This window comes from Janthinobacterium rivuli (assembly GCF_009208735.1).
In the GTDB taxonomy this organism is placed as follows: domain Bacteria; phylum Pseudomonadota; class Gammaproteobacteria; order Burkholderiales; family Burkholderiaceae_D; genus Janthinobacterium.
Genome location: NZ_WFLJ01000004.1, coordinates 260203 through 286789, shown reverse-complemented (window position 1 = coordinate 286789; position 26587 = coordinate 260203). Strand labels below are relative to the sequence as shown.

The following is a 26587-nucleotide window of genomic DNA, read 5'->3' as shown; positions in this document are numbered from 1 at the left end:
AAAAACAGCTGAAAATGTCGGCTTGCCCCGGTGCCGGCCTCATAAGACGGGCTTTCCGCTCTGAAATCCGGTAAAATGGGGAGGTCGAAAAAGCTACTGTCCGAGGCAGCAGCTTCTGTCGCTTCAAAAGCGCTCGCCTGGGCATGCAGATGTCCTGCTCGGAGCGCTTTTTTCATCATGAGTGGGGCGCCGGGTTTGGCCCGAGCATGATCCCCATGATTCCTGTTAAAGCAGTGTCGTCAACTTCGCACTTATATTAGTTAATGAACAACATACGCAACTTCTCCATCATCGCCCATATTGACCACGGTAAATCGACCCTGGCTGACCGCATCATTCAATTGTGCGGCGGCTTGTCCGACCGCGAGATGGAGGCGCAGGTGCTCGATTCGATGGATCTGGAGCGCGAGCGCGGCATTACCATCAAGGCGCAAACGGCGGCCCTGCACTACAAGGCGCGCGATGGCCAGATCTACAACCTGAACCTGATCGATACGCCGGGCCACGTCGACTTCAGCTATGAAGTGTCGCGCTCGCTGTCGGCGTGCGAAGGCGCGCTGCTGGTCGTTGACGCGTCGCAAGGCGTGGAAGCGCAAACGGTGGCCAACTGCTACACGGCGCTGGACCTGGGCGTGGAAGTGGTGCCCGTCCTGAACAAGATCGACTTGCCGAACGCGGATCCGCCGAGCGCGATCGCCGAGATCGAAGACGTGATCGGCATCGACGCGGCCGACGCCGTGCACTGCTCGGCCAAGACGGGCTTCGGCGTGCTGGACGTGCTCGAGCAGCTGATCGTCAAGGTGCCGCCACCGAAGGGCGACCCCGATGCGCCGCTGCAGGCGCTGATCGTCGATTCCTGGTACGACGCCTATGTGGGCGTGGTCATGCTGGTGCGCGTGGTCAACGGCACCCTGAAACCGAAAGACAAGATCCGCCTGATGGCCACCGATTCGGTGCAGCTGGTGGAAGACATCGGCGTGTTCTCGCCACGCTCGCAATCCTTGCCGCAATTGTCGGCAGGCCAGGTGGGCTTCATCATCGCCGGCATCAAGGAATTGAAAGCGGCGAAAGTGGGCGACACCGTCACCCTGGCCAACCGTCCTGCCGCCGCGCCATTGCCTGGTTTCAAGGAAGTGCAGCCGCAAGTGTTCGCCGGCCTGTTCCCTGTCGAGGCGAACCAGTACGACGCACTGCGCGACTCGCTGGAAAAACTGAAATTGAACGACGCGGCCCTGATGTACGAGCCGGAAGTGTCGCAGGCGCTGGGCTTCGGCTTCCGCTGCGGCTTCCTGGGCCTGCTGCACATGGAAATCGTGCAGGAACGCCTCGAGCGCGAATTCGACATGGACCTGATCACCACGGCGCCTACCGTGGTGTACGAAGTGATCCAGCGCGACGGCACCATGATCAACGTCGACAATCCGTCGAAGATGCCCGATCCCTCGCGCATCGAGGAAGTGCGCGAGCCTATCGTCACGGTCAATCTGTACATGCCGCAGGAATACGTCGGTTCCGTGATCACCCTGTGTATCGGCAAGCGCGGCATCCAGATGGACATGAGCTACCACGGCCGCCAGGTCAAGCTCGTGTATGAAATGCCGATGGCCGAGATCGTGCTGGACTTCTTCGACCGCCTGAAATCGACGTCGCGCGGCTATGCCTCGATGGATTACGAGTTCAAGGAATACCGCGCGGCCGACGTGGTCAAGGTCGACATGCTGATCAACAGCGAAAAAGTCGATGCGCTGGCCATCATCGTCCACCGTTCGAACAGCCAGTACCGTGGCCGCCAGGTGGCCGCCAAGATGCGCGAACTGATCCCGCGCCAGATGTTCGACGTGGCCATCCAGGCGACCATTGGCGCGAACATCATTTCGCGCGAGAACGTGAAAGCCTTGCGCAAGAACGTGCTGGCCAAGTGCTATGGCGGCGACATCAGCCGCAAGAAGAAATTGCTGGAAAAACAAAAAGCGGGTAAGAAACGCATGAAGCAAGTGGGTTCCGTGGAGATCCCGCAAGAAGCATTCCTGGCAATTTTACAAGTGGATGGTTAATACATGAACCTGCAAGTAATTTTAGGAAATTTCGCTTTAATCCTGTTCGTGCTGATGGTGTTGACGGGCCTGGTCTGGTGCCTGGATGTGTTTTATCTGTCCAAGCAGCGCCGCAAGGCGGCCGACCGTGCCCTGTTTGAATTCGATGCGCGCCAGTCCAAGCTGGCCGCCGAGGGCATCAAGTCCGATGCGGGCGGCAGCCGCGCCACCATCGAGGCGGCGCTGTTGCGCCAGCCGACCTGGGTCGAGTATTCGGGCAGCTTCTTCCCCGTCATCGCCCTCGTGTTCTGCCTGCGCTCCTTCCTGTACGAACCGTTCAAGATTCCGTCGAGCTCAATGGTGCCCACCTTGCTGGTGGGCGACCTGATCCTGGTCAACAAGTTTACGTATGGTATTCGTTTGCCGATCGTCAACAAGCGCATCATTGAAGTCAACGATCCGCAGCGCGGCGACGTGATGGTGTTCAAGTACCCGAAAGATATGTCGCAAGACTATATCAAGCGCGTGATCGGCGTGCCCGGTGATAAAATCACCTATGAAAACAAGCGCTTGACGGTCAACGGCAAGGAAGTGCAGTACACCCCGCTGGACGACTACCTGGACGATGAAAGCACGGTGTACCACAAGCAGCTGGAAGAAAACCTGACGGGCGTGAGCCACCGCATCCTCAACGACGAGCCCGCTCCAACGTTGAACCTGCGCGAAGTGAAGGATTTCCCGCACAAGGATGCGTGCAACTACAACGAAGACGGTTTCACGTGCGTGGTACCACAAGGCAATTACTTCATGATGGGCGATAACCGCGACAATAGCGCGGACAGCCGTTACTGGGGCTTCGTGCCGAACGAGAACATCGTCGGCAAGGCCTTCCTGGTGTGGATGAACTTCAGCAATCCGAAACGCGTGGGCGGCATACACTAAGCCGCCCGTATGGCTGCCGCGCCGATTCCCCGCGCGGCGGCCAGCCAAATTACTCAGATGATACAGAAACAACAATGAATCTTCAGCTATTGCAAACCCGTTTAGGCTATACGTTCCAGGATGCTGGCCTGTTGCAGCAAGCCTTGACGCACCGTAGCCACAGCAGTTTGCATAACGAGCGGCTGGAATTCCTCGGCGACTCCATTCTCAACTGCGTGGTCGCCTCCATCCTGTACGAACGCTTCAAGTCCATCGACGAGGGCGACCTGTCGCGCCTGCGCGCCAATCTGGTCAAGCAGCAGTCGCTGTATGAAATCGCGCAAAAGCTGGAGTTGTCGCAATTCCTGCGCCTGGGTGAAGGCGAACTGAAGTCGGGCGGTTTCCGCCGTCCATCGATCCTCGCCGACACCCTGGAAGCCTTGCTGGGCGCCATTTTCCTCGACACGGGCTTCGATGCCGCCAGCACGGTGATCCGCGCCTTCTACATCCCCATCCTCGATTCGGTCGATCCGCAAACCCTGGGCAAGGATGCCAAGACCCTGCTGCAGGAGTTTTTGCAAAGCAAGAAAATTTCGCTGCCACAGTACAACGTGGTGGCCACCCACGGCGCCGCCCACAGCCAGGAATTCGAGATCGAATGCCTGGTGCCGAAATTGAACATCCAGGTTTACGGCCGTGGCGGAAGCCGCCGCGCCGGTGAGCAAGCGGCCGCCAAACTGGCGCTGGACGTGGCCGAGCAGGCGCTGTTGAAGTCGCCTGCCGCCAGCCGCAAGCCGAAACCGCGCGCCGCCCAGCTCAAGCTGGCCGGCATTGCCACCATCCAGAGCGACGACGCGCAAGCCCCGGCTGCCCCGGCGATCGCCGCTCACACTAAACAGAATCGACACTAGCATGACCACCACCAAAATGCCCGACAACTTCCGCTGTGGCTATATCGCCATCGTGGGCCGCCCCAACGTGGGCAAATCGACCCTGATGAACGTGCTGATCGGCGCGAAGGTCAGCATCACTTCGCGCAAGGCGCAAACGACGCGCCACCGCATCACTGGCATCCAGACGGTGCCGGACGCGCAGTTCATCTACGTCGACACGCCAGGCTTCCAGACGCGCCACTCGAACGCGCTGAACAAGACGCTCAACAAGACCGTGACGAACACCCTGATTTCCTCGGACGTGATTTTGTACGTGATCGAGGCGGGCACCTTCGGCCCGGCCGACCAGCAAGTGATGGACCTGCTGCCGAAGGAAGTGCCGTGCATCCTCGTCATCAATAAGTCGGACCGCGTGAAGGACAAGGCCGTGCTGCTGCCGTTCGCGCAAAAGATCGCCGCCATGCGCGATTTCGCCGCCATCGTGCCCGTCTCGGCCAAGCTGCATTTCCAGCTGGAAGGTTTGCAGAACGAGATCAAACGCTTCCTGCCGGAAAACCAGCCCATCTTTGGCCCGGACGACATCACGGACCGCAGCGAGAAATTCCTCGCCTCGGAAATCGTGCGTGAAAAACTGTTCCGCTTTGTCGGCGACGAACTGCCATACACGAGCACCGTGCTGATCGAGAAATTCGAGCAGGAAGGCGATTTGCGCCGCGTGTTCGCCGCCATCCTGGTCGAGCGCGATACGCATAAATCCATGATCATCGGCAACAAGGGCGCGCGCCTGAAGGAAGTCTCCACCCAGGCCCGCCTGGATATGGAAAAGCTGTTCGGCGGTCCCGTGTACCTGGAAATCTGGGTCAAGGTCAAGTCGGGCTGGGCCGACAACGAGGCGGGCTTGCGCGCCTACGGCTACGAGTAATCCGCAAACCGGGGGCGACGCTACACGCATGAGCACCACCACGCCAGCGCAGCACGAGCCTGCGCCAGCTTCATCTGCTGTCTCCGCATCGGTCACTGCACCGATCCCCGCGCCGGTGGCCATCGCGCCGCCGGCCGCACCTTCCGCAGCGCCGCCAAGGCGCAGCCGTCCGCCCGGGCGCGACGGCCGCATCACGGGCCAGCCAGCCTTCGTGCTGCACAGCTATCCGCATAAAGAAACCAGCCTCATCGTCGACGTGTTTACGCGCGAGTATGGCCGCATCGCGCTCGTCGCCAAGGGCGCCAAGCGGCCCCATTCGCAGTTGCGCGGCGTGCTGCAGACGTTTCAACCGCTGCAAGCGGGCTGGACGGGGAAATCCGAACTGCGCATCCTCACCGGCGCGGAATGGGTGGGCGGCATGTTGCCGCTGGAAAAGACCGCCTTGCTGTGCGGCTTCTATCTGAACGAATTGCTGGTCAAATTGCTCGCGCGCGACGACCCGCATCCCGTCCTGTTCGACCACTACGTTGCCACCTTGAATCAACTGGCGCACAATGAGCCGCCGCCCATCGTGCTGCGCAAGTTCGAGCGCGCCCTGCTCAAGGAAACGGGCGTGGCGGCCGACCTGACGCGCTGCACGGGCACGCGCCAGGCCGTCGAGGCGGGGCAGGTGTACGTGGTCGACCCGGAGCGGGGGCCGCGCCCGGCGCGCGCGGCCGACGCCTGGCCGAAGATCACGGGCAAGACCCTGCTCGACATGGAGCGCGAAGATTATTGTGACGTGGCCACGCAGGCGCAAAGCAAGCTGCTGATGCGCTTTTTGCTGGCCCATCAACTGGGTGGCGCCACCTTGAATACGCGCCAGATACTGATCGATTTAATGCAGCTGTAGCGGCGGTTTGCCGCGCGACAGCACTTTACGGATACCATCACTATGAGCTTTTTGCAGCCTTCCGGCCCCGTCATCGACCTGGGCGTCAATATCGACCACGTGGCCACCCTGCGCAATGCGCGCGGCACCGCGTATCCGGACCCGGTCCGCGCGGCCCTGCTGGCCGAGCAGGCGGGCGCCGACGCCATCACCCTGCATCTGCGCGAAGACCGCCGCCACATCAAGGATGCGGACGTGATCGCCATCGCACCGCAGCTGCTCACGCGCATGAACCTGGAAGCGGCCGTGACGGCCGAGATGATCGACTTCGCCTGCCGCATCAAGCCTGCCGACGTCTGCCTGGTGCCGGAAAAACGCACGGAAGTGACGACCGAGGGTGGCCTGGACGTGGTGCGCTACTTCAAGGAAGTGCAGGCGGCGGTCAAGCAATTGCAAGGCGAGGGCATCCGCGTGAGCCTGTTCATCGATGCCGACGAGCAGCAGATCGCCGCCGCCGCCGAGCTCGGTGCGCCCGTGATCGAGCTGCACACGGGCCGCTATGCTGACACGGACGGCGCCGAGCAGCTGGCCGAGCTGGAGCGCATCAAGGCGGGCGTGCTGTTCGGCGTGGGACGCGGCTTGAAAGTCAATGCGGGCCACGGTTTGCATTACACCAATGTGCAGGCGATCGCCGCCATTCCCGATATCGCTGAACTGAACATCGGCCACGCCATCGTCGCGCACGCCGTCTTTGTCGGCTGGGAAAACGCCGTGCGCGAAATGAAGGCCATCATGGTGGCCACGCGCCTGGGCCACAGGGCCTGACCAGGGAGCGCGGCATGATCTATGGCATCGGCACCGACATCTGCAAGATTCCCCGCATCGAGGCGGCCCTGGCGCGCCATGGCGAGCGTTTCGCGAAAAAGATACTGGGGCCGCAGGAGCTGGAAAAATTCCGCGCCCGCAGCGCCAAGAACGCCGTGCGCGGCGTGCGCTTCCTGGCCACGCGCTTCGCGGCCAAGGAGGCGTTTTCCAAGGCCATCGGCCTGGGCTTGCGCATGCCGATGACCTGGCCCGCCGCGCAAATGCTGAACCATCCCAGCGGCAAGCCGATGATCGTCTGCAGCGGCGTGCTGGCGGAGTTCATGGAGAAAAACCGCCTGAGCGCGCAAGTGACCATCAGCGATGAAGAAGACTATGCGGTCGCGTTCGTGATCGTGGAACAAGCAGGGTAACTATAAGTGCGCCATACGTGCGCAATGAGCCAGCAATGACCGAAGCAAGCCCAGAACCATCCTTGGCGGAAACGCCGCCCGACCCGCGCGCGCAGGTGCTGGCCACCGTCGCCAAGCTGCCGAACCTGCCCGGCGTGTACCGCTATTTCGACGCCGCCGACAAGGTGCTATACGTCGGCAAGGCGCGCGACTTGAAAAAGCGCGTCTCCAGCTATTTCCAGAAGAACCTGGCCAGCCCCCGCATCGCCATGATGGTCGAGCGCATCGCGCGCCTGGAAACGACGGTCACGCACAGCGAGGCGGAAGCCCTGATCCTGGAGAATAACCTGATCAAGGCGCTGCAGCCGCGCTACAACATCCTGTTCCGCGACGACAAGTCGTATCCGTATCTGAAGATCACGAATGGCGACGCGCCGCGCATGGTGTATTACCGGGGCGCGGTGGACAAGAAAAACCAGTATTTCGGGCCGTTTCCCAGTTCCTGGGCCGTCAAGGAATCGATGCAGATCCTGCAAAAGGTGTTTCTGATCCGCACCTGCGAAGATAGCGTGTATGCCAACCGCACGCGGCCGTGCCTGCTGCACCAGATCGGTCGCTGCAGCGCGCCCTGCGTGGACCTGATCAGCAAGGAAGACTACAAGAACGACGTGGAAAACGCGGCGCGCTTCCTGCGTGGGCGCCAGAGCGAAGTGCTGGCCGACCTGGAAAAGAAGATGCACGCGTTTGCGGCCGAGCTGAAATTTGAGCAAGCCGTGGTGGTACGCAACCAGATCGCTTCGCTGTCGCGCGTGCTGCACCAGCAAAGCATGGAAACGACGGGCGACGCCGACGTCGACATCCTCGCCGTGCTGGTGCAGGGCGGGCGCGCCTGCGTCAACCTGGCCATGGTGCGCGGCGGACGCCATCTGGGCGACCGCGCCTACTTCCCCAGCCAGCTCAGCGATGCGGCGGCGATTGCCGAGGAGCCGATCGAGGTGGAAGTGCTGGCCGCCTTCCTGGCGCAGCACTACACGGAAAAATTCATCCCTGGCACCCTGATCCTGAATATCGAATTCGACCAGCCGGCCCTGATGGTGGCCTTGATGGAGCAGTGCGGCCACCGTATCAACCTGATCTTTCAGCCGCAGGGCCAGCGCCGCCAGTGGCTGGAAATGGCGCAGAAGGGCGCCGAGATTTCGCTGGCGCGCCTGTTGTCCGAGCAGGGTTCGCAGCAGTCGCGCACGCGCGCGCTGGCCGAGGCGCTGCGTCTGGAAACGGAAGACCTCGACAGTCTGCGCGTCGAGTGCTTCGACATCAGCCACACGCAGGGCGAGGCGACGCAGGCTTCGTGTGTCGTGTTCCACCATCACGCCATGCAGAATGGCGAATACCGGCGCTACAACATCAACGACATCACGCCCGGCGACGATTACGCGGCCATGCGCCAGGTGCTGATGCGTCGCTATGAAAAGGTGGCGAATGGCGACGGCGTCATGCCCGACGTGGTGCTGATCGACGGCGGCAAGGGCCAGATCGAAATGGCGCGCCAGGTGTTCGCCGAGCTGGGGCTCGATATCAGCCTGATAGTCGGCGTGGCCAAGGGGGAAGGGCGCAGGGTGGGCCTGGAAACCCTGCTGTTCGTCGATGGCCGTCCGGCGCAGGAATTGGGCAAGGAATCGGCGGCGCTGATGCTGATCGCGCAAATCCGCGACGAGGCGCACCGCTTCGCCATCACGGGCATGCGCGCCAAGCGGGCCAAGACGCGCCAGACCTCGCGCCTGGAGGAGATAGAAGGCATCGGCGCCAAGCGCCGCCAGAAGCTGCTGTCCCGCTTTGGCGGCTTGCGCGGCGTGGTCGACGCCAGCGTCGAAGACCTGATGTCGGTGGAGGGGATTTCCACGCAACTGGCGGAAGAAATTTACAAGCAGCTGCATTAGAACGCCCCACCAAACCTACTGCGCGTCGCGACTTGCGGCCTGCGATGCTCACTGTGCTCAAGCACAGTTGCGCTTCTCGGTCGCAATTCGCTGCCGCTCGCTACGGTTTTGTGAGGGTTCTATGACGGCCTGGTCCGGTGCCGCGGCAACCGGACTAGGCTAACACCCCGGGGCCATGTAGACTAGTGGCGCTTTCTTCACGCTTTCTCATATTCAATTTACCCGTCGGCCGATTGCACCCTTATGCCTTTTAATATTCCCATCCTTCTGACCTGGCTGCGCGTGGCCCTGATACCGCTCGTCGTCGGCGTGTTTTACCTGCCGCCGTCGATGCTGCTGCATGGCGACCAGAACCTGGTCGCCACCCTGGTCTTCATTGTTGCGGCCGTGACCGACTGGTTTGACGGTTTCCTCGCGCGACGCTGGAACCAGACTTCGGCCTTCGGTGCCTTCCTCGACCCGGTCGCCGACAAGCTGATGGTGGCGGGCGCCTTGCTGGTGCTGGTGCAGCTGGACCGCGTTAATGCCGTGCTGGCCTTCATCATCATCGGCCGCGAAATCACGATTTCCGCACTGCGCGAATGGATGGCGCAGATCGGTGCATCGAAATCGGTGGCCGTCAGCTCGATCGGCAAGATCAAGACGGCCGCGCAAATGACGGCCATTCCCTTGCTGCTGTACCACGAAGTGATCTTTGGCGCGATCGATACCCATGTGTGGGGCGAGAAGCTGCTGTGGATCGCCTGCGTGCTGACGGTGTGGTCGATGTTCTATTACTTGCGCCTGGCGTGGCCTCTCATCAAGGAAAAGGCGGGAAATTTGCACTAAGAATAAGCAGGCGGCTGCTTTGTGCGGAATATTTTGCAAAAGACCAGATATTGCCCGTTGACAGCCCCTGTAATCCCTCTATAATGCTGGCCTGTTGTTGATGACGCGGGAGTAGCTCAGTTGGTAGAGCGCAACCTTGCCAAGGTTGAGGTCGAGAGTTCGAGACTCTTCTCCCGCTCCAGTTTTCTGGATTGTGTCATAGGTAAAAACAGCGAATGTAGCAAAAAGTAGTACTGGCGATGTAGTAGAGCTTCTGATACAATGTTGTCCACTGCGGGAGTAGCTCAGTTGGTAGAGCGCAACCTTGCCAAGGTTGAGGTCGAGAGTTCGAGACTCTTCTCCCGCTCCAGTGAAGACTGGATCAGCAGTAAAGCAGCACTGGTAAACGGTAGTAAAAAGCAGTAAAATAGCGGTTCGTATGCGGGAGTAGCTCAGTTGGTAGAGCGCAACCTTGCCAAGGTTGAGGTCGAGAGTTCGAGACTCTTCTCCCGCTCCAGCGAAAGCTGAAGCAGTACAGCACGATGGCAGTAGCAGAAAATAGAAGCTCCAATGCGGGAGTAGCTCAGTTGGTAGAGCGCAACCTTGCCAAGGTTGAGGTCGAGAGTTCGAGACTCTTCTCCCGCTCCAGAATTCTAAAGGGAAGCTAAGCTGGCTTCCTTTTTTTATCCGCCGCAAAGCAATTGGCGCGGCGCGTTTAAGTGGTAAACAAGCTCCAATGCGGGAGTAGCTCAGTTGGTAGAGCGCAACCTTGCCAAGGTTGAGGTCGAGAGTTCGAGACTCTTCTCCCGCTCCAGTTTTCAAGGTGGGCCGCAAGGCGCATCGAAGCAGTTCCTCTGGCGAGGTAGCAAAGAGGTTATGCAGCGGCCTGCAAAGCCGTTTAGACGGGTTCGATTCCCGTCCTCGCCTCCAGATGAAAAAAATAGCCCACCTTCGAGTGGGCTATTTTTTTTGTCTGCGCTTTCGCCAGACTTTTGCCGGCGGCGCATCTTGTATAATGCCGGCAAGCTCAGCCGCGCCGCCTGGCGCCTTGATGAAATTTCCCCTTTCCGCCATACCGATGTCGTCACCGACGCCTTTCCTGTGCCATTCGACCTTGGCGCCGCTTTTCTGTGACACCCGCTGGCATGGCTGCGCCTGATGATTGCCCGTCAGGCCGGCATTTTCCTGTTCCGACTTTGGATTTGACTCAATGATCAACACAACTTTTCGGGAAGAGTGGTTCTCGAATGCGCAAAAAAATATCCTGGCGGGTTTGACCACCTCGTTTGCCCTGGTGCCCGAGTGCATCGCCTTTGCCCTGGTGGCGCAATTGAATCCCTTGATGGGCCTGTATGGCGCTTGCATCATTTGCGCGCTGACGGCCATCTTTGGCGGGCGTCCCGGCATGATTTCCGGCGCGGCCGGCTCCATGGCCGTCGTCATCGTGGCGCTGGTGGCGCAACATGGCGTGCAATACCTGCTGGCCACCGTGGTGCTTGGGGGTGTCTTGATGGCCTTGTTCGGTATCTTGCGCCTGGGTAAGCTGATTCGCATGGTGCCCTACCCGGTGATGCTGGGTTTTGTGAATGGCCTGGCCATCGTCATCGCCATGGCCCAGTTGGAACACTTTCGCCAGGCCACGCCGCAAGGCGAAATCTGGCTGCAAGGCATGCCCTTGTATGTGATGGTGGGACTGGTGCTGCTCACCATGGCCATCGTCTACGTGCTGCCGCGCCTGACAAAAGCCGTGCCGCCGGCGCTGGTGGCCATCCTGGGGGTGGGCGTGCTCAGCCATGTCTTGCACTTGCCGACGCGCACCCTGGGCGACCTCGCGCATATCGCCGGCGGCCTGCCGGTCCTGCATTGGCCCACCGTGCCGCTGGACATGGCCACCTTGCACATCATCTTCCCGTACGCGGCGCTGATGGCCATGGTGGGACTGCTGGAAACCTTGCTTACCTTTAATCTCACCGATGAGATCACGGAAACGCGGGGCCATCCGAACCGCGAATGCATCGCGCTCGGCGCATCGAACATCGTTTCGGGCGTGTTTGGCGGTATGGGCGGCTGCGCCATGATCGGGCAGACGATGATCAATTTGAGTTCCGGCGGCAGTTCGCGCCTGTCGGGCGTGACGGCTGGCGTGATGATCTTGCTGTTCATCCTGTTCCTGTCGCCGCTGATCGAGCGCATCCCGCTGGCCGCGCTGGTGGGCGTGATGTTCGTCGTGGCGCAGCAGACGTTCGCCTGGGGTTCCTTGCGCGTGCTGGGCAAGGTGCCGCTGCAGGATGCGCTGGTGATCGTCGCCGTGACGGTGATCACGGTGTTCACGGACCTGGCGATGGCCGTGCTGTGCGGCATCGTCATCGCCGCCTTGAATTTTGCCTGGCAGCATGCGCGCGAGATGCGTGCCGACATCGATGACAGCAGCCCCGGCATGCGCGTCTACCTGCCGCACGGCACCTTGTTTTTTGCTTCCACCACGCACTTCCAGGAACTGTTCCAGTCAGCGTCGGACCCGGCCCGCGTCATCCTCGACTGCCGCCACCTGCACATGGCCGATCACTCGGCCATCGCCGCCATCGAATCCCTGTATGAACGCTATGACAAGGCCGGCAAGCATCTGCAGGTGACGCAGTTGTCCGCCCGCAATGAAGCCTTGCTGCAGCGGGCCGGGGTGGACGTGAGCGTGGCGTAAAATACGGGATTGCTGAATGTCTGTGGAGTGTGAATGCTGTCGAAGGAACAAGAACAATTATTGCAGCAAAGCCAAGCGGCTTTTGATGCCTACTATGACGCGCTGGGCGCCTCGCTGGTGAATTTTGTCGAGCGACTGGGCATCCAGCCGGCGCACGAAGTGTTGACGAACGCGGCCGAATACCTGCCGTACATCGACGCGGCCATGCGCACCATCGTCATCCGCGACGAGAGCTGGCAATGGGTGAAAACCATGCTCGGCTACTTTATCGGCGAATATTTCGTGCAGGGCCATGCGGGCTGCTGGTATGTGGAAACGCGGGCGGAATCGCCGCATTTCTGCCGCATCATGGTGGGCGGCTTCGAGCATGGTATGCCCGCGGACGCCGCCATTGATCCGGAAGCGCTGGCGCTGGAATTTCTGGGGCAATCCGCGCCGCGCGAGCTGGCGGCACTCATCACCCAGGCGCAAGCCCGCGCGGCGTGATGCCGCACGGCTTGCAGAAGCGGATTTAAAACTCTTCCCACTCGCCTTCGGCCGGGCTTGCTGCCTTGCTGCTGGCGCGCGTCGCGGGCAGGCGCAGGGCAGGGGCCGAAGCCTTGCGAGCCGGTGCGGCTGCGGTTGCCGGCGCTGCCGGCGCGCTGCGCTGCGCCGCCTTGGTGCTGAAACGGTCGGTGGCCGCCGCATTGGCGTCCAGGCGGAAGACGCTGACCACCTGCGCCAGTTCGCTCGCCTGTTCCTGCATCGCTTCGGCCGCCGCCGACGCTTCTTCCACCAGGGCCGCATTTTGCTGGGTCACCTGGTCCATTTCGGAAATGGCCTGGTTGACTTGCTCGATGCCCGCGCTCTGCTCTTCGCTGGCGTTGCTGATCTCGCTCATAATGGAGGTGACGAAGCCGATGCTTTGCACGATTTCTTCCATCGTCTTGCCGGCCTTGTCGACCAGGTCCGTGCCCACGTCGACCTTTTGCACGGAGTCGTCGATCAAGCCCTTGATCTCTTTCGCCGCCGCCGCCGAGCGCTGCGCCAGGTTGCGCACCTCTGTTGCCACCACGGCGAAGCCGCGGCCCTGTTCGCCGGCGCGCGCCGCTTCCACGGCCGCGTTCAGGGCCAGGATGTTGGTCTGGAAGGCGATGCCGTCGATGACGGAAATGATGTCGACGATTTTCTTCGACGAGGTATTGATCTCGCCCATGGTGGCCACCACTTCGGCCACCACGGCGCCGCCGCGGCTGGCGATGCCGGCCGCGTCGCCGGCCAGCTTGTTCGCCTGGCGCGCGTTGTCCGCGTTTTGCTTCACGGTCGAGGTCAGTTCTTCCATCGACGAAGCGGTCTCTTCCAGCGAACTGGCTTGCTGTTCCGTGCGCGACGACAGATCCTGATTGCCGGCGGCGATTTCCGCGGAGGCCGTGGCGATGGTGTCGGTGCCGCTGCGCACCTGGCCGACGATGCCGACGAGACTATCGTTCATGGTTTTCAGGGCATGCATCAGCTGGCCCGTTTCATCGCGGCCCTGGGCCGTGATGGTGCTGGTGAGGTCGCCCGCTGCGACGGTTTCCGCCACTTTCACGGCGTCGCGGATGGGGCCGGTGATCGAGCGCGTGATCCACCACGCGAAACCGATGCCCATCAGCACGGCCAGCACGCCCATGGTGATCAGGAAGATGCGGGTGCCGCTGTAGGCTTCGATGATGCTGGCGCCGACGCCGTCGGCCGCCTTGATCTGCATGCCGGCAAAGCGCTTCACTTCGGCCAGGTAAGCCACGGTGATTGGCGCGACTTCCTTGTCGAACACGATCTTGGCGCCCGCCACGTCGCCGTCGGCCTTCATCTTGAAGGCGCGTGCGCGCGTCGTCACGTAGTCGGTGCGCACCTTGCGCACGACCTTGAATTGTTCGATCACGGCCGGGTTGAGCAAGGACGCGATGATGTCGTCCTGCAGCTTGCTGGAGCGCTCCGCATCGACCTTCAAGTCTTCCTCGATCTTGGCGCGCACGACCGGATCGCTGATCTCGAACGAGGCGACGCCGCGCACGCTGTTCAGTTCAATGATCTTCGACCATTCGGCCACCATGCGCTGGTTCTTGATGCTGGTATTGATGAGACGGTAAGTCAGGTCGCTGGCCGTTTGCATGCGCACGAGGGCGGTGATGGTCAAGGCGGCAAGCAACAGTAATACGACAGCAAAGCCGACGCCAAGGCGGCTGCCGATGTTCAGGTTTTTCATGTATTTCCTAACAGTTTAATAGTCATGATCGCCGCCGCCAGCAGGGGCGGACAGGCGCCGCAAGGCGCAGGGGATCGGGGTCTTCGGGTGCCGCGTGATGGCTGTGCGGCGCGCCACGCTGAGCGTGGCGATGGAGGTGAAGCAAGGGGCATGTCGGTCAGGCTGACCGCTACCCAGCAAGCCGCAAGTATAGCATTGACGCAGGGAAATAGTTTCTCAAAGCAATTTTAATTGTTTTTTGATATCAATTTCCTGTTGTGTTTTTACGTCAAGTACCTAGTCCATAAGTACTATCACTTACATTTCGCCTTACTTTTTGCCGCGTCGGCTGATAAAATACTAATGATAATCATTCGTATTAAACCATCGACCAGGGAATTGTATGCAGCAACAGCGCAAGCCGGGATGTAAACCGATCACCATCGCCGTACTGGGCGCCTTGACCTTGGGCGCCACGCCATTGGCGGCCTGGGCGCAGGAAACATTGCCCGCCGTCACCGTGACGGCGGCCAAGGACCAGGACGGCTATGTCGCCGCCACCTCCGCCAGCGGCACCAAGACGGAAATGGCCCTGCGCGACGTGCCGCAGACGATCAACGTGGTGCCGGCCGCCGTCATCCGCGACCAGAACGCCATGTCGATCCAGGACATCATGAAGAACATCCCCGGCGTGGGCCTGTCCACGGGCGACGGCCAGCGCGACCAGGTGTTCATCCGCGGCTTCACGGCCATCGGCGACCAGTTCGTCGACGGCTTCCGCGATGACGCGCTGTACTTCCGCGACCTGTCGAACGTGGAGCGCCTGGAAGTGATCAAGGGACCGGCCGCCGTGCTGTACGGCCGCGGCTCCTCGGGCGGCCTGGTGAACCGCATCACCAAGAAGCCGGGCATGGACATCACGGACGTGGCCGTGAGCCTGACGAACACAGCAGGGCGTCGCGGTGAAGTCGACGTGGGCCGTGTCGGCGAGACGGTGGACTGGCGCGTCACGGGCGCGCGCGAACTGTCGGACAGCTACCGTGACCAGCAATTCATCAACCGCACGGCGCTGGCGCCATCCGTGGCCATCCGCCTCTCCGGCGCCACCAAGCTGCTGCTGCAGGGCGACTACCTGGAAGACCGCCGCCTGACGGACTTCGGCATCCCGTCCTACCACGGCCGTCCCGTCGCCGTCGATGCGGGCACGTATTACGGTGCCGCCAATGCCCGCGATGCCGACTTCAGCCAGTCGCGCGTGGTGTCCACGGCCGCCACCCTGACGCACAAGTTCAGCGATACCTTGTCGCTGCGCAATGCCTTCCGTTACTACGACTATCACCTGGACCGCAACAACACGAATATTTCCGGCAACGTCAACGAAGTCAAGGGCACGATGAGCCTGGGTCACGCCAAGCTCAACCGCGACGAAAGCGGCTGGTTCAACCAGACGGAACTGACGCAAAAGCTGGTCACGGGCACCATGCGCCACGAAGTGCTGTACGGCGCCGAGTTCGGCAAGCAAAACAAGGATGCGTCGAGCTGGGCCTCGACCGTGGTGGCGACGAATGTGTCGATCTTCCAACCCGTCCTGCCGCAGGTCAACCGCGGCAAGCTGGGCGCGCGCAGTGATACCTTCGGTACCTACGACACGGCCGCCGCCTACGTGCAGGACGCCATCAGCTTCAGCGACGAGTGGAAGGCGCTGGCCGGCTTGCGCTACGACCGCTACAAGCAGCAGTCGCGCCTGGCCAATGCGCTTGGCGTGACGACGGCGGACCTGTCGCGTACGGATTCGGCCTACAGCCCCCGCGCCGGCCTCGTCTGGCAACCGGGCGCGACGCAATCGTACTACGCATCGTGGAGCCGCTCGTTCCAGCCCAGCGGCGAGAACTTCGCCCTGGCCGCGAATAATGCCGACCTGGCGCCGGAAACCACGCGCAACACGGAAGTGGGCGCCAAGTACGACCTGTGGGGCGGCCGCGCCAACGCCACCGTGTCGCTGTTCCGCCTGGAGCGCGACAATATCAAGACCAGCGACCCGATCACGAACCGCATCGTGCCCGTCGGCACGCAGCGCACGGATGGCCTGGAACTGACCTTCAACGCGGACTTGCACGATGGCTGGAAGATGATGGCCGGCTATGCTTACCTGGATGCCACCATCACCGATTCCATCGCCGTCGACAAGAGCGTGAATGCGCCGGGCACGACGACGGCCAGTGCCGTCGCCATCAAGGGCAAGCGCGCCACACTGACGGCGCGCAACACGGCCAACCTGTGGCTGACGAAAGACCTGGGCCATGGCTTCACGGTGGGCGGCGGCGCGAACGCCGTCGGCAGCCGCTTCGCCAATCCGGGCAACACGGTGGTGCTGCCAGGCTACGTGACGGCCGATGCCATGGCGGCGTACCGCACGGGCCGCTATGAAGTGCAGCTGAACGTCAACAATATCGGCGACACGCGCTACATCGTCTCGGGCCACGGTTCCAGCCCGAACCTGAGCTTGCCCGGTGCGCCGCGCAACGTGGCGCTGACCTTGCGCTACAGCCTGTAATTTGGCCTGGCAGTTCGGCCGCATCCCCAAAAACCCGCTCGCGAGCGGGTTTTTTTTTCGTGGGTGGGTAGCGATGTGCAAGCGTGCCGGGCAGGCTGGCATTGTTTAGAGGGAATATTCGGTATCGTCAAATTAATGTTGACTAAAGGCAATTTTTTCCAGCGGACTAAGCCTTGTCGGAGTTTGAGGGGTAAAATACTGTCATACGGCACAGGCATGGTGCTTATATCTTGGTGATATGACACGACCACGACGCCGTATGACTTTTTATTTACTCACATCATAGAGGCCTGAATATGGTTCAGATGTCCAGGCGCCAGTTCCTTCGGGTAACTGGCGCGACCATTGCTGGTTCCAGCCTCGCCCTGCTCGGTTTCGCACCGGGCCAGGCGATGGCGGAAGTGCGGCAATACAAGCTGTCTCGCACGACCGAGACACGCAATACCTGTCCCTACTGTTCGGTAGGATGCGGCGTCCTGCTGTATGGACTGGGCGATGGCGCGAAAAACGCCGTCTCCAGCATCATCCACGTGGAAGGCGATGCCGATCACCCGGTGAACCGCGGCACCTTGTGCCCGAAAGGCGCCAGCCTGGTCGACTTCATCCACAGCCCGAACCGCCTGAAAGTGCCCGAATACCGCGCACCGGGCGGCACGGAATGGCAACCGATCTCCTGGGATGTGGCGCTCGACAAGATCGCGCGCCTGATGAAGGATGACCGCGATGCCAACCTGATCGAAAAGAATGCCGACGGCAAGACCGTCAACCGCTGGCTCTCCACCGGCATGCTTGCCGCGTCCGCCGGCAGTAACGAGGTCGGGTATCTGACCCACAAGACAGTGCGCAGCATGGGGATGCTGACCTTTGATAATCAGGCGCGTGTATGACACGGACCGACGGTGGCAGGTCTTGCCCCGACGTTTGGCCGTGGCGCGATGACGAATCATTGGGTCGATATCAAGAATGCCGATGTGATCCTGGTCATGGGCGGCAATGCAGCAGAAGCACACCCTTGCGGATTCAAATGGGTAACGGAAGCGAAGGCGCATAACAAGGCCAAGCTGATCGTTGTCGATCCGCGCTTTACCCGTACCGCATCCGTGGCAGATTACTACTGCGCCACGCGTACCGGCACGGACATCGTCTTCCTCGGCGCGATCATCAATTATCTGCTGACGAACGACAAGATCCAGCATGAGTACGTGCGCAACTACACGGACATGCCCTTCATCGTGCGCGAAGACTATGCGTTCGAGGACGGTCTGTTTTCGGGTTTCGACAAGGAAAAAGGCAAGTACACCAACAAGGCCACCTGGGATTACGAGATCGGCGAAGATGGCTATGCCAAGGTCGACCCGACGCTGGAACACCCGCGCTGCGTCTACCAGATGATGAAGAAGCACTACGCGCGCTACACGACCGAGATGGTCGAACGTACGTGCGGCGTGTCGGCCGACAAGTTCCACAAGGTGGCGGAAGCCCTGGCTTCGACCGCCGTGCCGGGCCGCGCCGGTACCATCCTGTACGCGCTGGGCTGGACGCACCACTCGACGGGCGCGCAGACCATCCGCACGGGCGCCATGGTGCAGCTGTTGCTGGGCAATATGGGCATCGCCGGCGGCGGCATGAACGCCTTGCGCGGCCACTCGAACATCCAGGGTCTGACCGACCTGGGCCTGATGTCGAACCTGTTGCCGGGTTATATGACCTTGCCGAACGAGGCCGAGCAGGATTTCGACGGCTATATCGCCGCGCGCGCCACCAAGCCGCTGCGGCCTAACCAGCTCAGCTACTGGAGCAATTACCGCAAATTCCACGTCAGCTTCATGAAGACATGGTGGGGCGACTTTGCCACGGCGGAAAATAACTACGCCTTCGACTACCTGCCGAAACTCGACAAGCCGTATGACTTGATGCAAGCCATCGAGAACATGCACCAAGGCAAGATGACGGGCTATATCTGCCAGGGCTTCAATGTGCTGGCGTCCGCGCCGAACAAGCAAAAGGTCACGGAAGCGCTGTCGAAGCTGAAGTTCCTCGTCATCATGGATCCGCTGGCCGTGGAAACGGGCGAATTCTGGAAGGCGCACGGGCAGTACCACGAAGTCGATCCCACCAAGATCATGACGGAAGTGTTCCGCCTGCCGACCAGCTGCTTCGCCGAAGAGCGCGGTTCGCTGGTGAGTTCCTCGCGCGTCTTGCAGTGGCACTGGCAGGCGGCCGAACCGCCGGGCCAGGCGCGCAGCGACCTGGAGATCATGTCGGGCCTGTTCTTGCGCATGCGCGACATGTACAAGAAAGAGGGCGGCAAGTTCCCCGATCCTATCGTCAACCTGACGTGGAATTATGCGCAGCCGCATAACCCGCAGCCGGAAGAAATCGCCCGCGAATTCAACGGCAAGGCGCTGGCCGACTTGTACGATCCGAAGGATCCGACCAAGCTGCTGGTCAAAAAGGGCGAGCAGCTGGCCTCGTTCGCGCAATTGCGCGACGACGGCACGACCACCAGCGGTTGCTGGATCTTCGCCGGCAGCTGGACGCAGGCGGGCAACCAGATGGGACGGCGCGACAATAGCGACCCGACCGGCATCGGCCAGACCCTGGGCTGGGCCTGGGCATGGCCGGCGAACCGCCGCGTGCTGTACAACCGCGCCTCGTGCGACCTGAAGGGCAAGGCTTTCGATCCGACCCGTAAACTGATCGAGTGGAATGGCACGAACTGGAGCGGGGCCGACATTCCCGACTTCAAGGTCGACGAACCGCCGGAAAACGGCATGGGGCCGTTCATCATGCTGGGCGAGGGTGTGGCGCGCTTCTTTGCGCGCGGCGCCATGGCCGAGGGGCCGTTCCCCGAGCATTACGAGCCGTTCGAAAATCCGCTGGGCTACAACCCCATGCATCCGAAAAACCCGCAAGCGACCAGCAATCCGGCCGCGCGCGTGTTCGCCGATGACCGGAAAATGTTCGGCACGCATGAGGAATATCCGCATGTGGCCACCAGCTACCGCCTGACCGAGCATTTCCATTACTGGACCAAGCATGCGCGCCTGAACGCCATCATCCAGCCGCAGCAATTCGTCGAAATCGGCGAAGAGCTGGCCAAGAGCATCGGCGTCGTCGCCGGTGGCGAAGTGCGCGTCAGTTCCAAGCGGGGCCACATCATCGCCAAGGCCGTCGTCACCAAGCGCATCAAGGCCTTGACGATCGAGGGCAAGCAGGTGCATACCGTGGGCCTGCCGCTGCACTGGGGCTTTACGGGCGTGGCCAAGCCGGGGTATCTGATCAATACCCTGACGCCGGGCGTGGGGGATGCGAATTCGCAAACGCCGGAATTCAAGTCCTTCCTCGTGAAGGTGGAAAAAGCATGATGGGAGCTCAATAATGGCACTGCAATCCTTAGATATCCGGCGCCTGTCCGCCACCACGGTCACGCCGCCGCAGGCGCGCAGCCCGGTGACGGGCACCGTGGCCAAGCTGATCGACGTGTCGAAATGCATCGGCTGCAAGGCTTGCCAGACGGCGTGCATGGAATGGAACGACTTGCGCGATGAAGTCGGCGAAAACCATGGCACCTATGACAATCCGACGGACCTGACGCCGCAATCGTGGACGGTGATGCGTTTTGCCGAACACGAAAACAACGACGGCAACCTCGAGTGGCTGATCCGCAAGGACGGCTGCATGCACTGCGAGGACCCGGGCTGTTTGAAAGCCTGTCCGGCGCCGGGCGCCATCGTGCAATACACGAACGGCATCGTCGATTTCCACCAGGAAAACTGCATCGGCTGCGGCTACTGCGTGGCCGGCTGTCCTTTCGACGTGCCCCGCATTTCGAAAAAGGACGACCGCGCCTACAAGTGCACGCTCTGTTCGGACCGTGTCGCCGTAGGCCAGGAACCGGCCTGCGTGAAAACCTGCCCGACGGGCGCCATCGTTTTCGGCACCAAGGAAGACATGAAGGTGCATGCGGAAGAACGCATCGTCGACCTGAAGTCGCGCGGTTTCGAGAATGCGGGCCTGTACGATCCGCTGGGCGTGGGCGGCACGCACGTGATGTACGTGCTGCACCATGCCGACAAGCCGAAGCTGTATTCGAACTTGCCGGAACGCCCGCGCATCAGCCCGATGGTGGGCTTCTGGAAGGGCTGGTCCAAGCCGCTGGCGGTGGCCGGCATGGCTGCCACGGCGCTGGCAGGCTTCTTCCACTACACGCGTGTCGGTCCGAACGAAGTGAGCAAGGACGAAGAGCACGAAGCGCTGGAAGAGGCCAAGCGCATCCGGGAGGAACAGCATGAAGCATAGTGAACTTCACGATGGCAAGCTGCGCGACAAGGATGGCAATCCGCTGATCCAGCGCTACGAGCCGAACGAGCGCACGAATCACTGGGTGACCGCCATCACCTTCGTCATGCTGGCGCTGTCCGGGCTGGCCATGTTCCATCCGTCGATGGCGTGGCTGGCGAACCTGTTCGGCGGCGGGCAATGGACGCGCATTTTGCATCCATTCGCCGGCCTGGTGATGTTCGTCTCGTTCGCGATCCTCGTGGTGCGCTTCTGGCACCACAACAAGTTCGAGGACGGCGACAAGCAGTGGCTGAAACAGATGGACGACGTGCTCAACAACCGCGAAGAAAAGCTGCCGAAGATCGGCAAATACAATGCCGGCCAGAAGATCCTGTTCTTCGTGCTGCTCGCCTGCATGGTCGGGTTGCTGCTGTCGGGCATCGTGATCTGGCGCGCGTATTTCGCGTTCTATTTCCCGATCGACGTGGTGCGCTTTGCCGCCTTGCTGCATGCCGGTTGTGCGTTCGGCATCATCTGCGCCATCATCGTGCACATCTATGCGGCGATCTGGGTCAAGGGCTCGATCGGCGCCATGGTGCGCGGCACCGTCACCTATGGATGGGCGCGCAAGCACCATCCGAAGTGGTTTGAATCGGTGATGCGCAACACGGAAAAGTAAGTGCAGGAGGGTACGCTTTAACCCGAGTGCAAAGCTGGGGTCAGACCCGTCGGGTCTGACCCCGGTTTTCCTTATCGTTTAGAATACTTTGACAGCATGGCCACACCCGCTGGCCGTGCTGTGCTTTTTTTGATGGGAAAACTCCATTGGTACAACGCATACTTCAGCCAGGCGAAATCGAAGGCCTGGACCATAACGCGATTCCGCGCCTGCTGCTGCCACAGCCCGCCAGCCTGTTTACGGCGCGCGCCTTGCGCTTGCGCGAACTGGCGCAGGGCAAGATCAAGGGCATCCCCGTCGATGCGGGCATGCAGGGTTACCTGGTGCTGATGGCCGCGCTGGCCGACGCGCAGGCCGCCGTGGTGGGAAAACTGGCGCCCGGCGCCGTGCCCGCCGCCGACCCCGACGCGCTGCGGCGCGCCATCCAGCACCGCATGCCGGTGCTGCCCGTCAGCGGCGCCCGCCCGCCCGTCTGGCGCGACATCTTCGCCAGCCTGCTCGATGAACTGGCCGCCACGGCGGCAAGCCAGCCGGCCCTGTCCGGCGGCCTGACGCAGGTGCTGGCCCAGTTGCGCGCGCTCGACGCGGCAGCGCTGGACGCCTGCGCCGATGCCGTGCTCGATGAAAACGGCGACAACCTCAATCCCATGCATGCGCCGTTCGTCGCGGCCGCGCTGCAAATTTTATGGTCGGTGTCGGCCAGCGAACTGCGCGCCGCGCGCGTGCCGGACCTGGAAACGGGCACCCTGTGCCCCGTCTGCGGTTCGCACCCCGTCGCCAGCGTGATCCGCATCGGCGGCGGCTCGCAGGGCTATCGCTACCTGCACTGCGGCATTTGCGAAAGCGAATGGCATATGGTGCGCGTGAAGTGCTCGACCTGCGAACAGAATGGCAAGATCGCCTACCAGGGCCTGGACGCGGCCGACGCGGCGCCGTTCGACCCCGTCGCGGCGAAGGACGACAAATCGCCGAACAAGGCGAATGATCCGAAGAAGGTGGCGCGCGCGGAAACCTGCGACGATTGCCATACCTACCGCAAGGTCTTCAACCAGGAACACGATTACAACGTCGAGCCGCTGGCCGACGACCTGGCCAGCCTGATGCTCGACCTGCTGGTGGGCGAGGCGGGCTACCAGCGCGCCAGCGGCAATCCGTTGCTGTGGCTGGGCAAGGGCGACAGCAGCGAGGGCCAGCCAGCATGACGACGGGGCAAACCGTGCGCCTGCCATCGGTGGACCGCATCTTGGGCGACGCGGCTTGCCTGGACCTGATCGCGCACCATGGCCGCGTGCAGACGCTGGCTTGCGCGCGCGCCGTGCTGGCCGAACTGCGCACGGCCATGCTGGCGGGCGCCGTGTGCGAAGTGGGCGCATCGCTTGCCGCCATCGTCGCGCAGATGGCTGAACGGCTGCAAGCGCAATCGCGCTCGCGGCTGCGCGCCGTCTTCAACCTGACGGGCACCGTGCTGCACACGAACCTGGGCCGCGCGCTGCTGCCCGACGACGCCGTGCAAGCCGTCGTCGAAGCGCTGCAGTGGCCGATGAATCTGGAATTCGACCTGGAGACGGGCAAGCGCGGCGACCGCGACGACCTGGTCGAGGAACTGCTGCGCGAGCTGACGGGGGCCGAAGCTGCCACCATCGTCAACAACAATGCGGCCGCCGTGCTGCTGATGTTGAATACCCTGGCGCAGGGCAAGGAGGTGGTGGTGTCGCGCGGGGAACTGGTGGAAATCGGCGGCGCCTTCCGCATCCCGGACGTCATGACGCGCGCCGGCGCCGTGCTGCGCGAAGTGGGCAGCACCAACCGCACGCACCTGGCCGACTACGCCAACGGGGTGAATGCAGACACGGCCCTCCTGATGAAGGTCCATTGCAGCAATTACGCCATCACCGGTTTCACGAAAAGCGTGGAGCTCGACGAACTCGTGCCGCTGGCGGCGCAACGCGGCGTGCCGACGGCCGTGGACCTGGGCAGCGGCACCCTGGTCGACCTGGCCCAGTATGGCTTGCCGCATGAGACGACGGTGCGCGAAACCATAGCAGCGGGCGCCGACCTGGTGACCTTCAGCGGCGATAAATTGCTGGGCGGGCCGCAGTGCGGCGTCATCGTCGGGCGCGCCGATTTGATCGCGAAGATCAAGCGCAACCCCTTGAAACGTGCACTGCGCGTGGGCAAACTGACCTTGGCCGCCTTGGCGCCCGTGCTGCAGCTGTATCGCGCGCCGGACTTGCTGGCCGAACGCCTGACCACCTTGCGCCTGTTGACGCGTCCCGCCGCCGCCATGCGCGCGCAGGCGGACACCCTGCTGCCGCTGCTGCAAGGGGCGCTTGGCAGCGCCTATGTGGTCACCGCCGAAGCGATGAAAAGCCAGATCGGCAGCGGCGCCTTGCCCGTCGACCAGCTGCCCAGCTTTGGCCTGGCCATCCGCAGCGCTTCCGGCTCGCGCGTGAGCAACCCCCTGGGCACGCTGGAACAGCGCCTGCGCGCCTTGCCGTGCCCCGTGATCGGGCGCATCGGACAAGATACCCTGTGGCTCGATTTGCGCTGCCTGGAAGCGGCGTACGAGACGGCCTTCATCGCGCAGCTCGGCGAGTTGTCCGCATGATCGTCGGCACAGCAGGCCATATCGACCATGGCAAGACGACCCTGACGCGCGCGCTGACGGGCGTGCACACGGACCGCCTGAAGGAAGAGCAGGCGCGCGGCATCTCGATTGAACTCGGCTATGCCTATCTGCCACTGGCGGACGGCACGGTGCTGGGCGTGATCGACGTGCCGGGCCACGAAAAATTCATCCGTACCATGGCTTCCGGCGTGACGGGCATCGACTTTGCCCTGCTGGTGGTGGCGGCTGACGACGGCATCATGCCGCAGACGCACGAGCACCTGGCCATCTTGCAGCTGCTGGGCGTGACGCGCGGCGCCGTGGCGCTGACCAAGATCGACCGCGCCGACGGCGCCCGCGTGGCGCAGGTGGAAGCGGACATCGAGGCGCTGCTGGCCGGCACGGCGCTGGCGGGCAGCCCGATCTTTCCCACGGCCGCCAATCGCGACGGCGATGCCGGCGTGGCGGCCTTGCTGGCGCACCTGACGCAGGTGGCGCGCAGCCTGCCGCAACGCGACGAGCGGCGTCTGTTCCGCCTCGGCGTGGACCGCGTGTTCACCTTGTCGGGGCAGGGCACCATCGTCACCGGCACGGCATTGGCGGGCCGCGCGCAGGTGGGCGACATGCTGCAGCTGGCGCCCGGCGACGCGCAGGCGCGCGTGCGCAGCATCCATGCCCAGAACCGCGCGGCCGAAACGGGCATGGCGGGCCAGCGCCTGGCGCTGAACCTGGCCGGCATCGACCGCGAGCGCATCGAGCGGGGCAACTGGATCGTCGCGCCGGCACTGGCGCAGTGCTCCGAGCGCCTCGACGTGGAATTGACCCTGCTGCCCGACGCCGGCGTGCAGCTGAAAGCCTGGTCGCCGCTGCACGTGCACCTGGGCGCGGCGCACCAGCTGGCGCGCGCCGTCATGCTCGATGGCGAGACCCTGTCGCCGGGGCAGACGGGCAGGGTGCAGCTGGTGTTCGACGCACCCATGCACGGCGTGCCGGGCGACCGCTTCGTCGTGCGCAATGCGCAAGCGACGCAGACGGTGGGCGGCGGCATGGTGCTCGACCCGTTCGGCCCCGCGCGCAAGCGCCGCAGCCTGGCCAGGCTGGCGTGGCTCGACGCGCTGGCCGCGTTTGTCGCGCACGGCGACTATGCGGCCCTGCTGGCGCAAAGCCCGCTGGGCTTGCGTGTATCGCTGCTGGTGCGCCTGTCCCTGCTGCCGCCGGACGCCCTGGCGCTGCCGCCCGACACGCGGCGCATCGCTCTGCGCGGCGGCGACGCCTTGCTGCTGGCGCCGGCGGCGCTGGCGGTACTGGAAGAAAGAGTGCTGGCCGCACTGGCAGCCTTCCACGCGCGCGCGCCCGACGAGGCGGGACCGGAACTGTGGCGCCTGAAGCGCATCGTCGACGCGGAGATGGAAGACGCCTTGTGGAGCCACCTGGTCGAAGGCTTGCTGGCGCAGGGCGGCATCCTGGCGCGCGGCGCCAGCCTGCACTTGCCGACGCACAGCGTGGAATTGACGCCGCAAGAGCAGGCGCTGGCCGAGCCCTTGCTGGCGGCCTTGCTGCAGGGGCGTGCCGATCCGCCTTGGACGCGCGACCTGGCGCGCGACTTCGGCCTGGCCGAGGACGACACGCGCCGGCTGTTGCGCAAACTGGCCAAGGCAGGGCAGATCAGCCAGGTCGTGCACGACCTGTTCTATCACCAGGCGGCGCTGGCCGAATTGGCGCAACTGGTGCGCACCCTGGCCGAAAAGGCGGAGCTGGATGATGGCCTGGCGTCCGGTGCCGGCGCCGTCGGTGCGGCCACCTTCCGCGACGCCAGCGGCCTGGGCCGCAAGCGGGCGATCCAGGTCTTGGAATTCTTTGACCGCGTCGGTTATACTCGCCGTGTTGGCAATGGGCATCTATTGCGCCCGCAAGCGCTGTGGTCGTACACAGCGGCCTTGCCCAACAGTTAGCTCAGGCA

Annotated in this window: 20 protein-coding genes and 6 tRNA genes; 24 read left to right on the top strand and 2 right to left on the bottom strand. The window is 62.7% G+C overall.

The genetic code is table 11. The features are described from left to right. The first annotated feature begins 263 nt into the window (after nucleotides 1–263). From lepA to GCN78_RS07360, 15 genes are all read left to right on the top strand, one after another. A complete protein-coding gene (gene lepA / locus GCN78_RS07430) occupies nucleotides 264–2054 on the top strand; it encodes a translation elongation factor 4 (protein ID WP_152251116.1) in 1791 nt (596 codons plus the stop codon). Between the two features lie 3 nt (nucleotides 2055–2057). Further along, on the top strand, nucleotides 2058–2975 hold the full coding sequence (gene lepB / locus GCN78_RS07425) for a signal peptidase I (RefSeq protein WP_152251115.1): 918 nt from the start codon (nucleotides 2058–2060) through the stop codon (nucleotides 2973–2975). A 74-nt stretch (nucleotides 2976–3049) separates the two neighbouring features. Beyond that, on the top strand, nucleotides 3050–3865 hold the full coding sequence (gene rnc / locus GCN78_RS07420) for a ribonuclease III (protein ID WP_034749615.1): 816 nt from the start codon (nucleotides 3050–3052) through the stop codon (nucleotides 3863–3865). A 1-nt stretch (nucleotide 3866) separates the two neighbouring features. Beyond that, a complete protein-coding gene (gene era, locus GCN78_RS07415; protein ID WP_152251114.1) occupies nucleotides 3867–4769 on the top strand; it encodes a GTPase Era in 903 nt (300 codons plus the stop codon). Nucleotides 4770–4797: 28 nt separating this feature from the next. Continuing rightward, complete coding sequence (gene recO / locus GCN78_RS07410; RefSeq protein WP_152251113.1) at nucleotides 4798–5661, top strand: DNA repair protein RecO; 864 nt, start codon at nucleotides 4798–4800, stop codon at nucleotides 5659–5661. A 42-nt stretch (nucleotides 5662–5703) separates the two neighbouring features. Then, nucleotides 5704–6465 (top strand): pyridoxine 5'-phosphate synthase, encoded by a 762-nt coding sequence (gene pdxJ / locus GCN78_RS07405; RefSeq protein WP_152251112.1) that lies wholly within the window; start codon nucleotides 5704–5706, stop codon nucleotides 6463–6465. Between the two features lie 14 nt (nucleotides 6466–6479). Continuing rightward, nucleotides 6480–6875, top strand: coding sequence for a holo-ACP synthase (gene acpS / locus GCN78_RS07400; RefSeq protein WP_152251111.1), 396 nt, complete (start codon nucleotides 6480–6482; stop codon nucleotides 6873–6875). 35 nt (nucleotides 6876–6910) lie between these two features. Further along, on the top strand, nucleotides 6911–8791 hold the full coding sequence (gene uvrC / locus GCN78_RS07395) for an excinuclease ABC subunit UvrC (RefSeq protein ID WP_152251110.1): 1881 nt from the start codon (nucleotides 6911–6913) through the stop codon (nucleotides 8789–8791). Nucleotides 8792–9034: 243 nt separating this feature from the next. Further along, nucleotides 9035–9619 carry a CDP-diacylglycerol--glycerol-3-phosphate 3-phosphatidyltransferase gene (gene pgsA / locus GCN78_RS07390; RefSeq protein WP_034749601.1) on the top strand — a complete coding sequence of 195 codons (585 nt, stop codon included), beginning with the start codon at nucleotides 9035–9037 and terminating at the stop codon, nucleotides 9617–9619. A gap of 105 nt (nucleotides 9620–9724) precedes the next feature. Further along, nucleotides 9725–9800, top strand: a tRNA-Gly gene (locus tag GCN78_RS07385). 92 nt (nucleotides 9801–9892) lie between these two features. After that, nucleotides 9893–9968 (top strand) — tRNA-Gly (locus GCN78_RS07380). Nucleotides 9969–10039: 71 nt separating this feature from the next. Continuing rightward, nucleotides 10040–10115 (top strand) — tRNA-Gly (locus GCN78_RS07375). A gap of 55 nt (nucleotides 10116–10170) precedes the next feature. After that, nucleotides 10171–10246 (top strand) — tRNA-Gly (locus tag GCN78_RS07370). 90 nt (nucleotides 10247–10336) lie between these two features. Continuing rightward, nucleotides 10337–10412, top strand: a tRNA-Gly gene (locus tag GCN78_RS07365). 42 nt (nucleotides 10413–10454) lie between these two features. Then, a tRNA-Cys gene (locus GCN78_RS07360) sits at nucleotides 10455–10528 on the top strand. A gap of 30 nt (nucleotides 10529–10558) precedes the next feature. On the opposite strand, the gene GCN78_RS07355 is transcribed toward GCN78_RS07360, so the two are convergent. Continuing rightward, complete coding sequence (locus GCN78_RS07355) at nucleotides 10559–10819, bottom strand: hypothetical protein (RefSeq protein ID WP_152251109.1); 261 nt, start codon at nucleotides 10817–10819, stop codon at nucleotides 10559–10561. On the opposite strand from GCN78_RS07355, the gene GCN78_RS07350 reads away from it, so the two are divergent. Both GCN78_RS07350 and GCN78_RS07345 read left to right on the top strand, forming a co-directional pair. Then, complete coding sequence (locus GCN78_RS07350; protein WP_152251108.1) at nucleotides 10809–12296, top strand: SulP family inorganic anion transporter; 1488 nt, start codon at nucleotides 10809–10811, stop codon at nucleotides 12294–12296. The two genes, GCN78_RS07355 and GCN78_RS07350, sit on opposite strands and share 11 nt — an antisense overlap. Before the next feature lie 33 nt (nucleotides 12297–12329). After that, nucleotides 12330–12782: a hypothetical protein gene (locus tag GCN78_RS07345; RefSeq protein ID WP_152251107.1), complete on the top strand. Its 453-nt coding sequence runs from the start codon at nucleotides 12330–12332 to the stop codon at nucleotides 12780–12782. A gap of 25 nt (nucleotides 12783–12807) precedes the next feature. Here the strand turns inward: GCN78_RS07345 and GCN78_RS07340 are convergent, their stop codons facing one another. After that, nucleotides 12808–14523 carry a methyl-accepting chemotaxis protein gene (locus tag GCN78_RS07340; protein ID WP_152251106.1) on the bottom strand — a complete coding sequence of 572 codons (1716 nt, stop codon included), beginning with the start codon at nucleotides 14521–14523 and terminating at the stop codon, nucleotides 12808–12810. 382 nt (nucleotides 14524–14905) lie between these two features. On the opposite strand from GCN78_RS07340, the gene GCN78_RS07335 reads away from it, so the two are divergent. The 7 genes from GCN78_RS07335 (at nucleotide 14906) to selB (ending at nucleotide 26579) form a co-directional block, all read left to right on the top strand. Next, a complete protein-coding gene (locus GCN78_RS07335; protein ID WP_152251105.1) occupies nucleotides 14906–17056 on the top strand; it encodes a TonB-dependent receptor in 2151 nt (716 codons plus the stop codon). A gap of 296 nt (nucleotides 17057–17352) precedes the next feature. Next, nucleotides 17353–20424, top strand: a complete 3072-nt coding sequence (gene fdnG, locus GCN78_RS07330; RefSeq protein ID WP_152251104.1) for a formate dehydrogenase-N subunit alpha — start codon at nucleotides 17353–17355, stop codon at nucleotides 20422–20424. Between the two features lie 13 nt (nucleotides 20425–20437). Further along, on the top strand, nucleotides 20438–21358 hold the full coding sequence (gene fdxH / locus GCN78_RS07325; RefSeq protein WP_070290616.1) for a formate dehydrogenase subunit beta: 921 nt from the start codon (nucleotides 20438–20440) through the stop codon (nucleotides 21356–21358). Next, the gene (locus GCN78_RS07320) at nucleotides 21348–22019 is read left to right on the top strand and encodes a formate dehydrogenase subunit gamma (RefSeq protein ID WP_152251103.1); all 672 of its coding nucleotides are present in this window, start codon (nucleotides 21348–21350) and stop codon (nucleotides 22017–22019) included. The genes fdxH and GCN78_RS07320 overlap by 11 nt, the downstream gene beginning before the upstream one ends. Nucleotides 22020–22165: 146 nt before the next feature. Continuing rightward, complete coding sequence (fdhE, locus tag GCN78_RS07315; protein ID WP_152251102.1) at nucleotides 22166–23221, top strand: formate dehydrogenase accessory protein FdhE; 1056 nt, start codon at nucleotides 22166–22168, stop codon at nucleotides 23219–23221. After that, on the top strand, nucleotides 23218–24627 hold the full coding sequence (gene selA / locus GCN78_RS07310; RefSeq protein ID WP_152251101.1) for an L-seryl-tRNA(Sec) selenium transferase: 1410 nt from the start codon (nucleotides 23218–23220) through the stop codon (nucleotides 24625–24627). The genes fdhE and selA overlap by 4 nt, the downstream gene beginning before the upstream one ends. After that, nucleotides 24624–26579 (top strand): selenocysteine-specific translation elongation factor, encoded by a 1956-nt coding sequence (gene selB, locus GCN78_RS07305; protein ID WP_152251100.1) that lies wholly within the window; start codon nucleotides 24624–24626, stop codon nucleotides 26577–26579. The genes selA and selB overlap by 4 nt, the downstream gene beginning before the upstream one ends. The last annotated feature ends 8 nt before the right edge of the window (nucleotides 26580–26587 follow it).

What these genes read in the sequence shown, in the direction of transcription:
- lepA (WP_152251116.1), top strand. Translation starts at nt 264, where the DNA reads ATGAACAACATACGCAACTTCTCCATCATCGCCCATATTGACCACGGT.
- lepB (WP_152251115.1), top strand. Translation starts at nt 2,058, where the DNA reads ATGAACCTGCAAGTAATTTTAGGAAATTTCGCTTTAATCCTGTTCGTG.
- rnc (WP_034749615.1), top strand. Translation starts at nt 3,050, where the DNA reads ATGAATCTTCAGCTATTGCAAACCCGTTTAGGCTATACGTTCCAGGAT.
- era (WP_152251114.1), top strand. Translation starts at nt 3,867, where the DNA reads ATGACCACCACCAAAATGCCCGACAACTTCCGCTGTGGCTATATCGCC.
- recO (WP_152251113.1), top strand. Translation starts at nt 4,798, where the DNA reads ATGAGCACCACCACGCCAGCGCAGCACGAGCCTGCGCCAGCTTCATCT.
- pdxJ (WP_152251112.1), top strand. Translation starts at nt 5,704, where the DNA reads ATGAGCTTTTTGCAGCCTTCCGGCCCCGTCATCGACCTGGGCGTCAAT.
- acpS (WP_152251111.1), top strand. Translation starts at nt 6,480, where the DNA reads ATGATCTATGGCATCGGCACCGACATCTGCAAGATTCCCCGCATCGAG.
- uvrC (WP_152251110.1), top strand. Translation starts at nt 6,911, where the DNA reads ATGACCGAAGCAAGCCCAGAACCATCCTTGGCGGAAACGCCGCCCGAC.
- pgsA (WP_034749601.1), top strand. Translation starts at nt 9,035, where the DNA reads ATGCCTTTTAATATTCCCATCCTTCTGACCTGGCTGCGCGTGGCCCTG.
- GCN78_RS07350 (WP_152251108.1), top strand. Translation starts at nt 10,809, where the DNA reads ATGATCAACACAACTTTTCGGGAAGAGTGGTTCTCGAATGCGCAAAAA.
- GCN78_RS07345 (WP_152251107.1), top strand. Translation starts at nt 12,330, where the DNA reads ATGCTGTCGAAGGAACAAGAACAATTATTGCAGCAAAGCCAAGCGGCT.
- GCN78_RS07340 (WP_152251106.1), bottom strand. Translation starts at nt 14,523, where the DNA reads ATGAAAAACCTGAACATCGGCAGCCGCCTTGGCGTCGGCTTTGCTGTC.
- GCN78_RS07335 (WP_152251105.1), top strand. Translation starts at nt 14,906, where the DNA reads ATGCAGCAACAGCGCAAGCCGGGATGTAAACCGATCACCATCGCCGTA.
- fdxH (WP_070290616.1), top strand. Translation starts at nt 20,438, where the DNA reads ATGGCACTGCAATCCTTAGATATCCGGCGCCTGTCCGCCACCACGGTC.
- GCN78_RS07320 (WP_152251103.1), top strand. Translation starts at nt 21,348, where the DNA reads ATGAAGCATAGTGAACTTCACGATGGCAAGCTGCGCGACAAGGATGGC.
- selA (WP_152251101.1), top strand. Translation starts at nt 23,218, where the DNA reads ATGACGACGGGGCAAACCGTGCGCCTGCCATCGGTGGACCGCATCTTG.
- selB (WP_152251100.1), top strand. Translation starts at nt 24,624, where the DNA reads ATGATCGTCGGCACAGCAGGCCATATCGACCATGGCAAGACGACCCTG.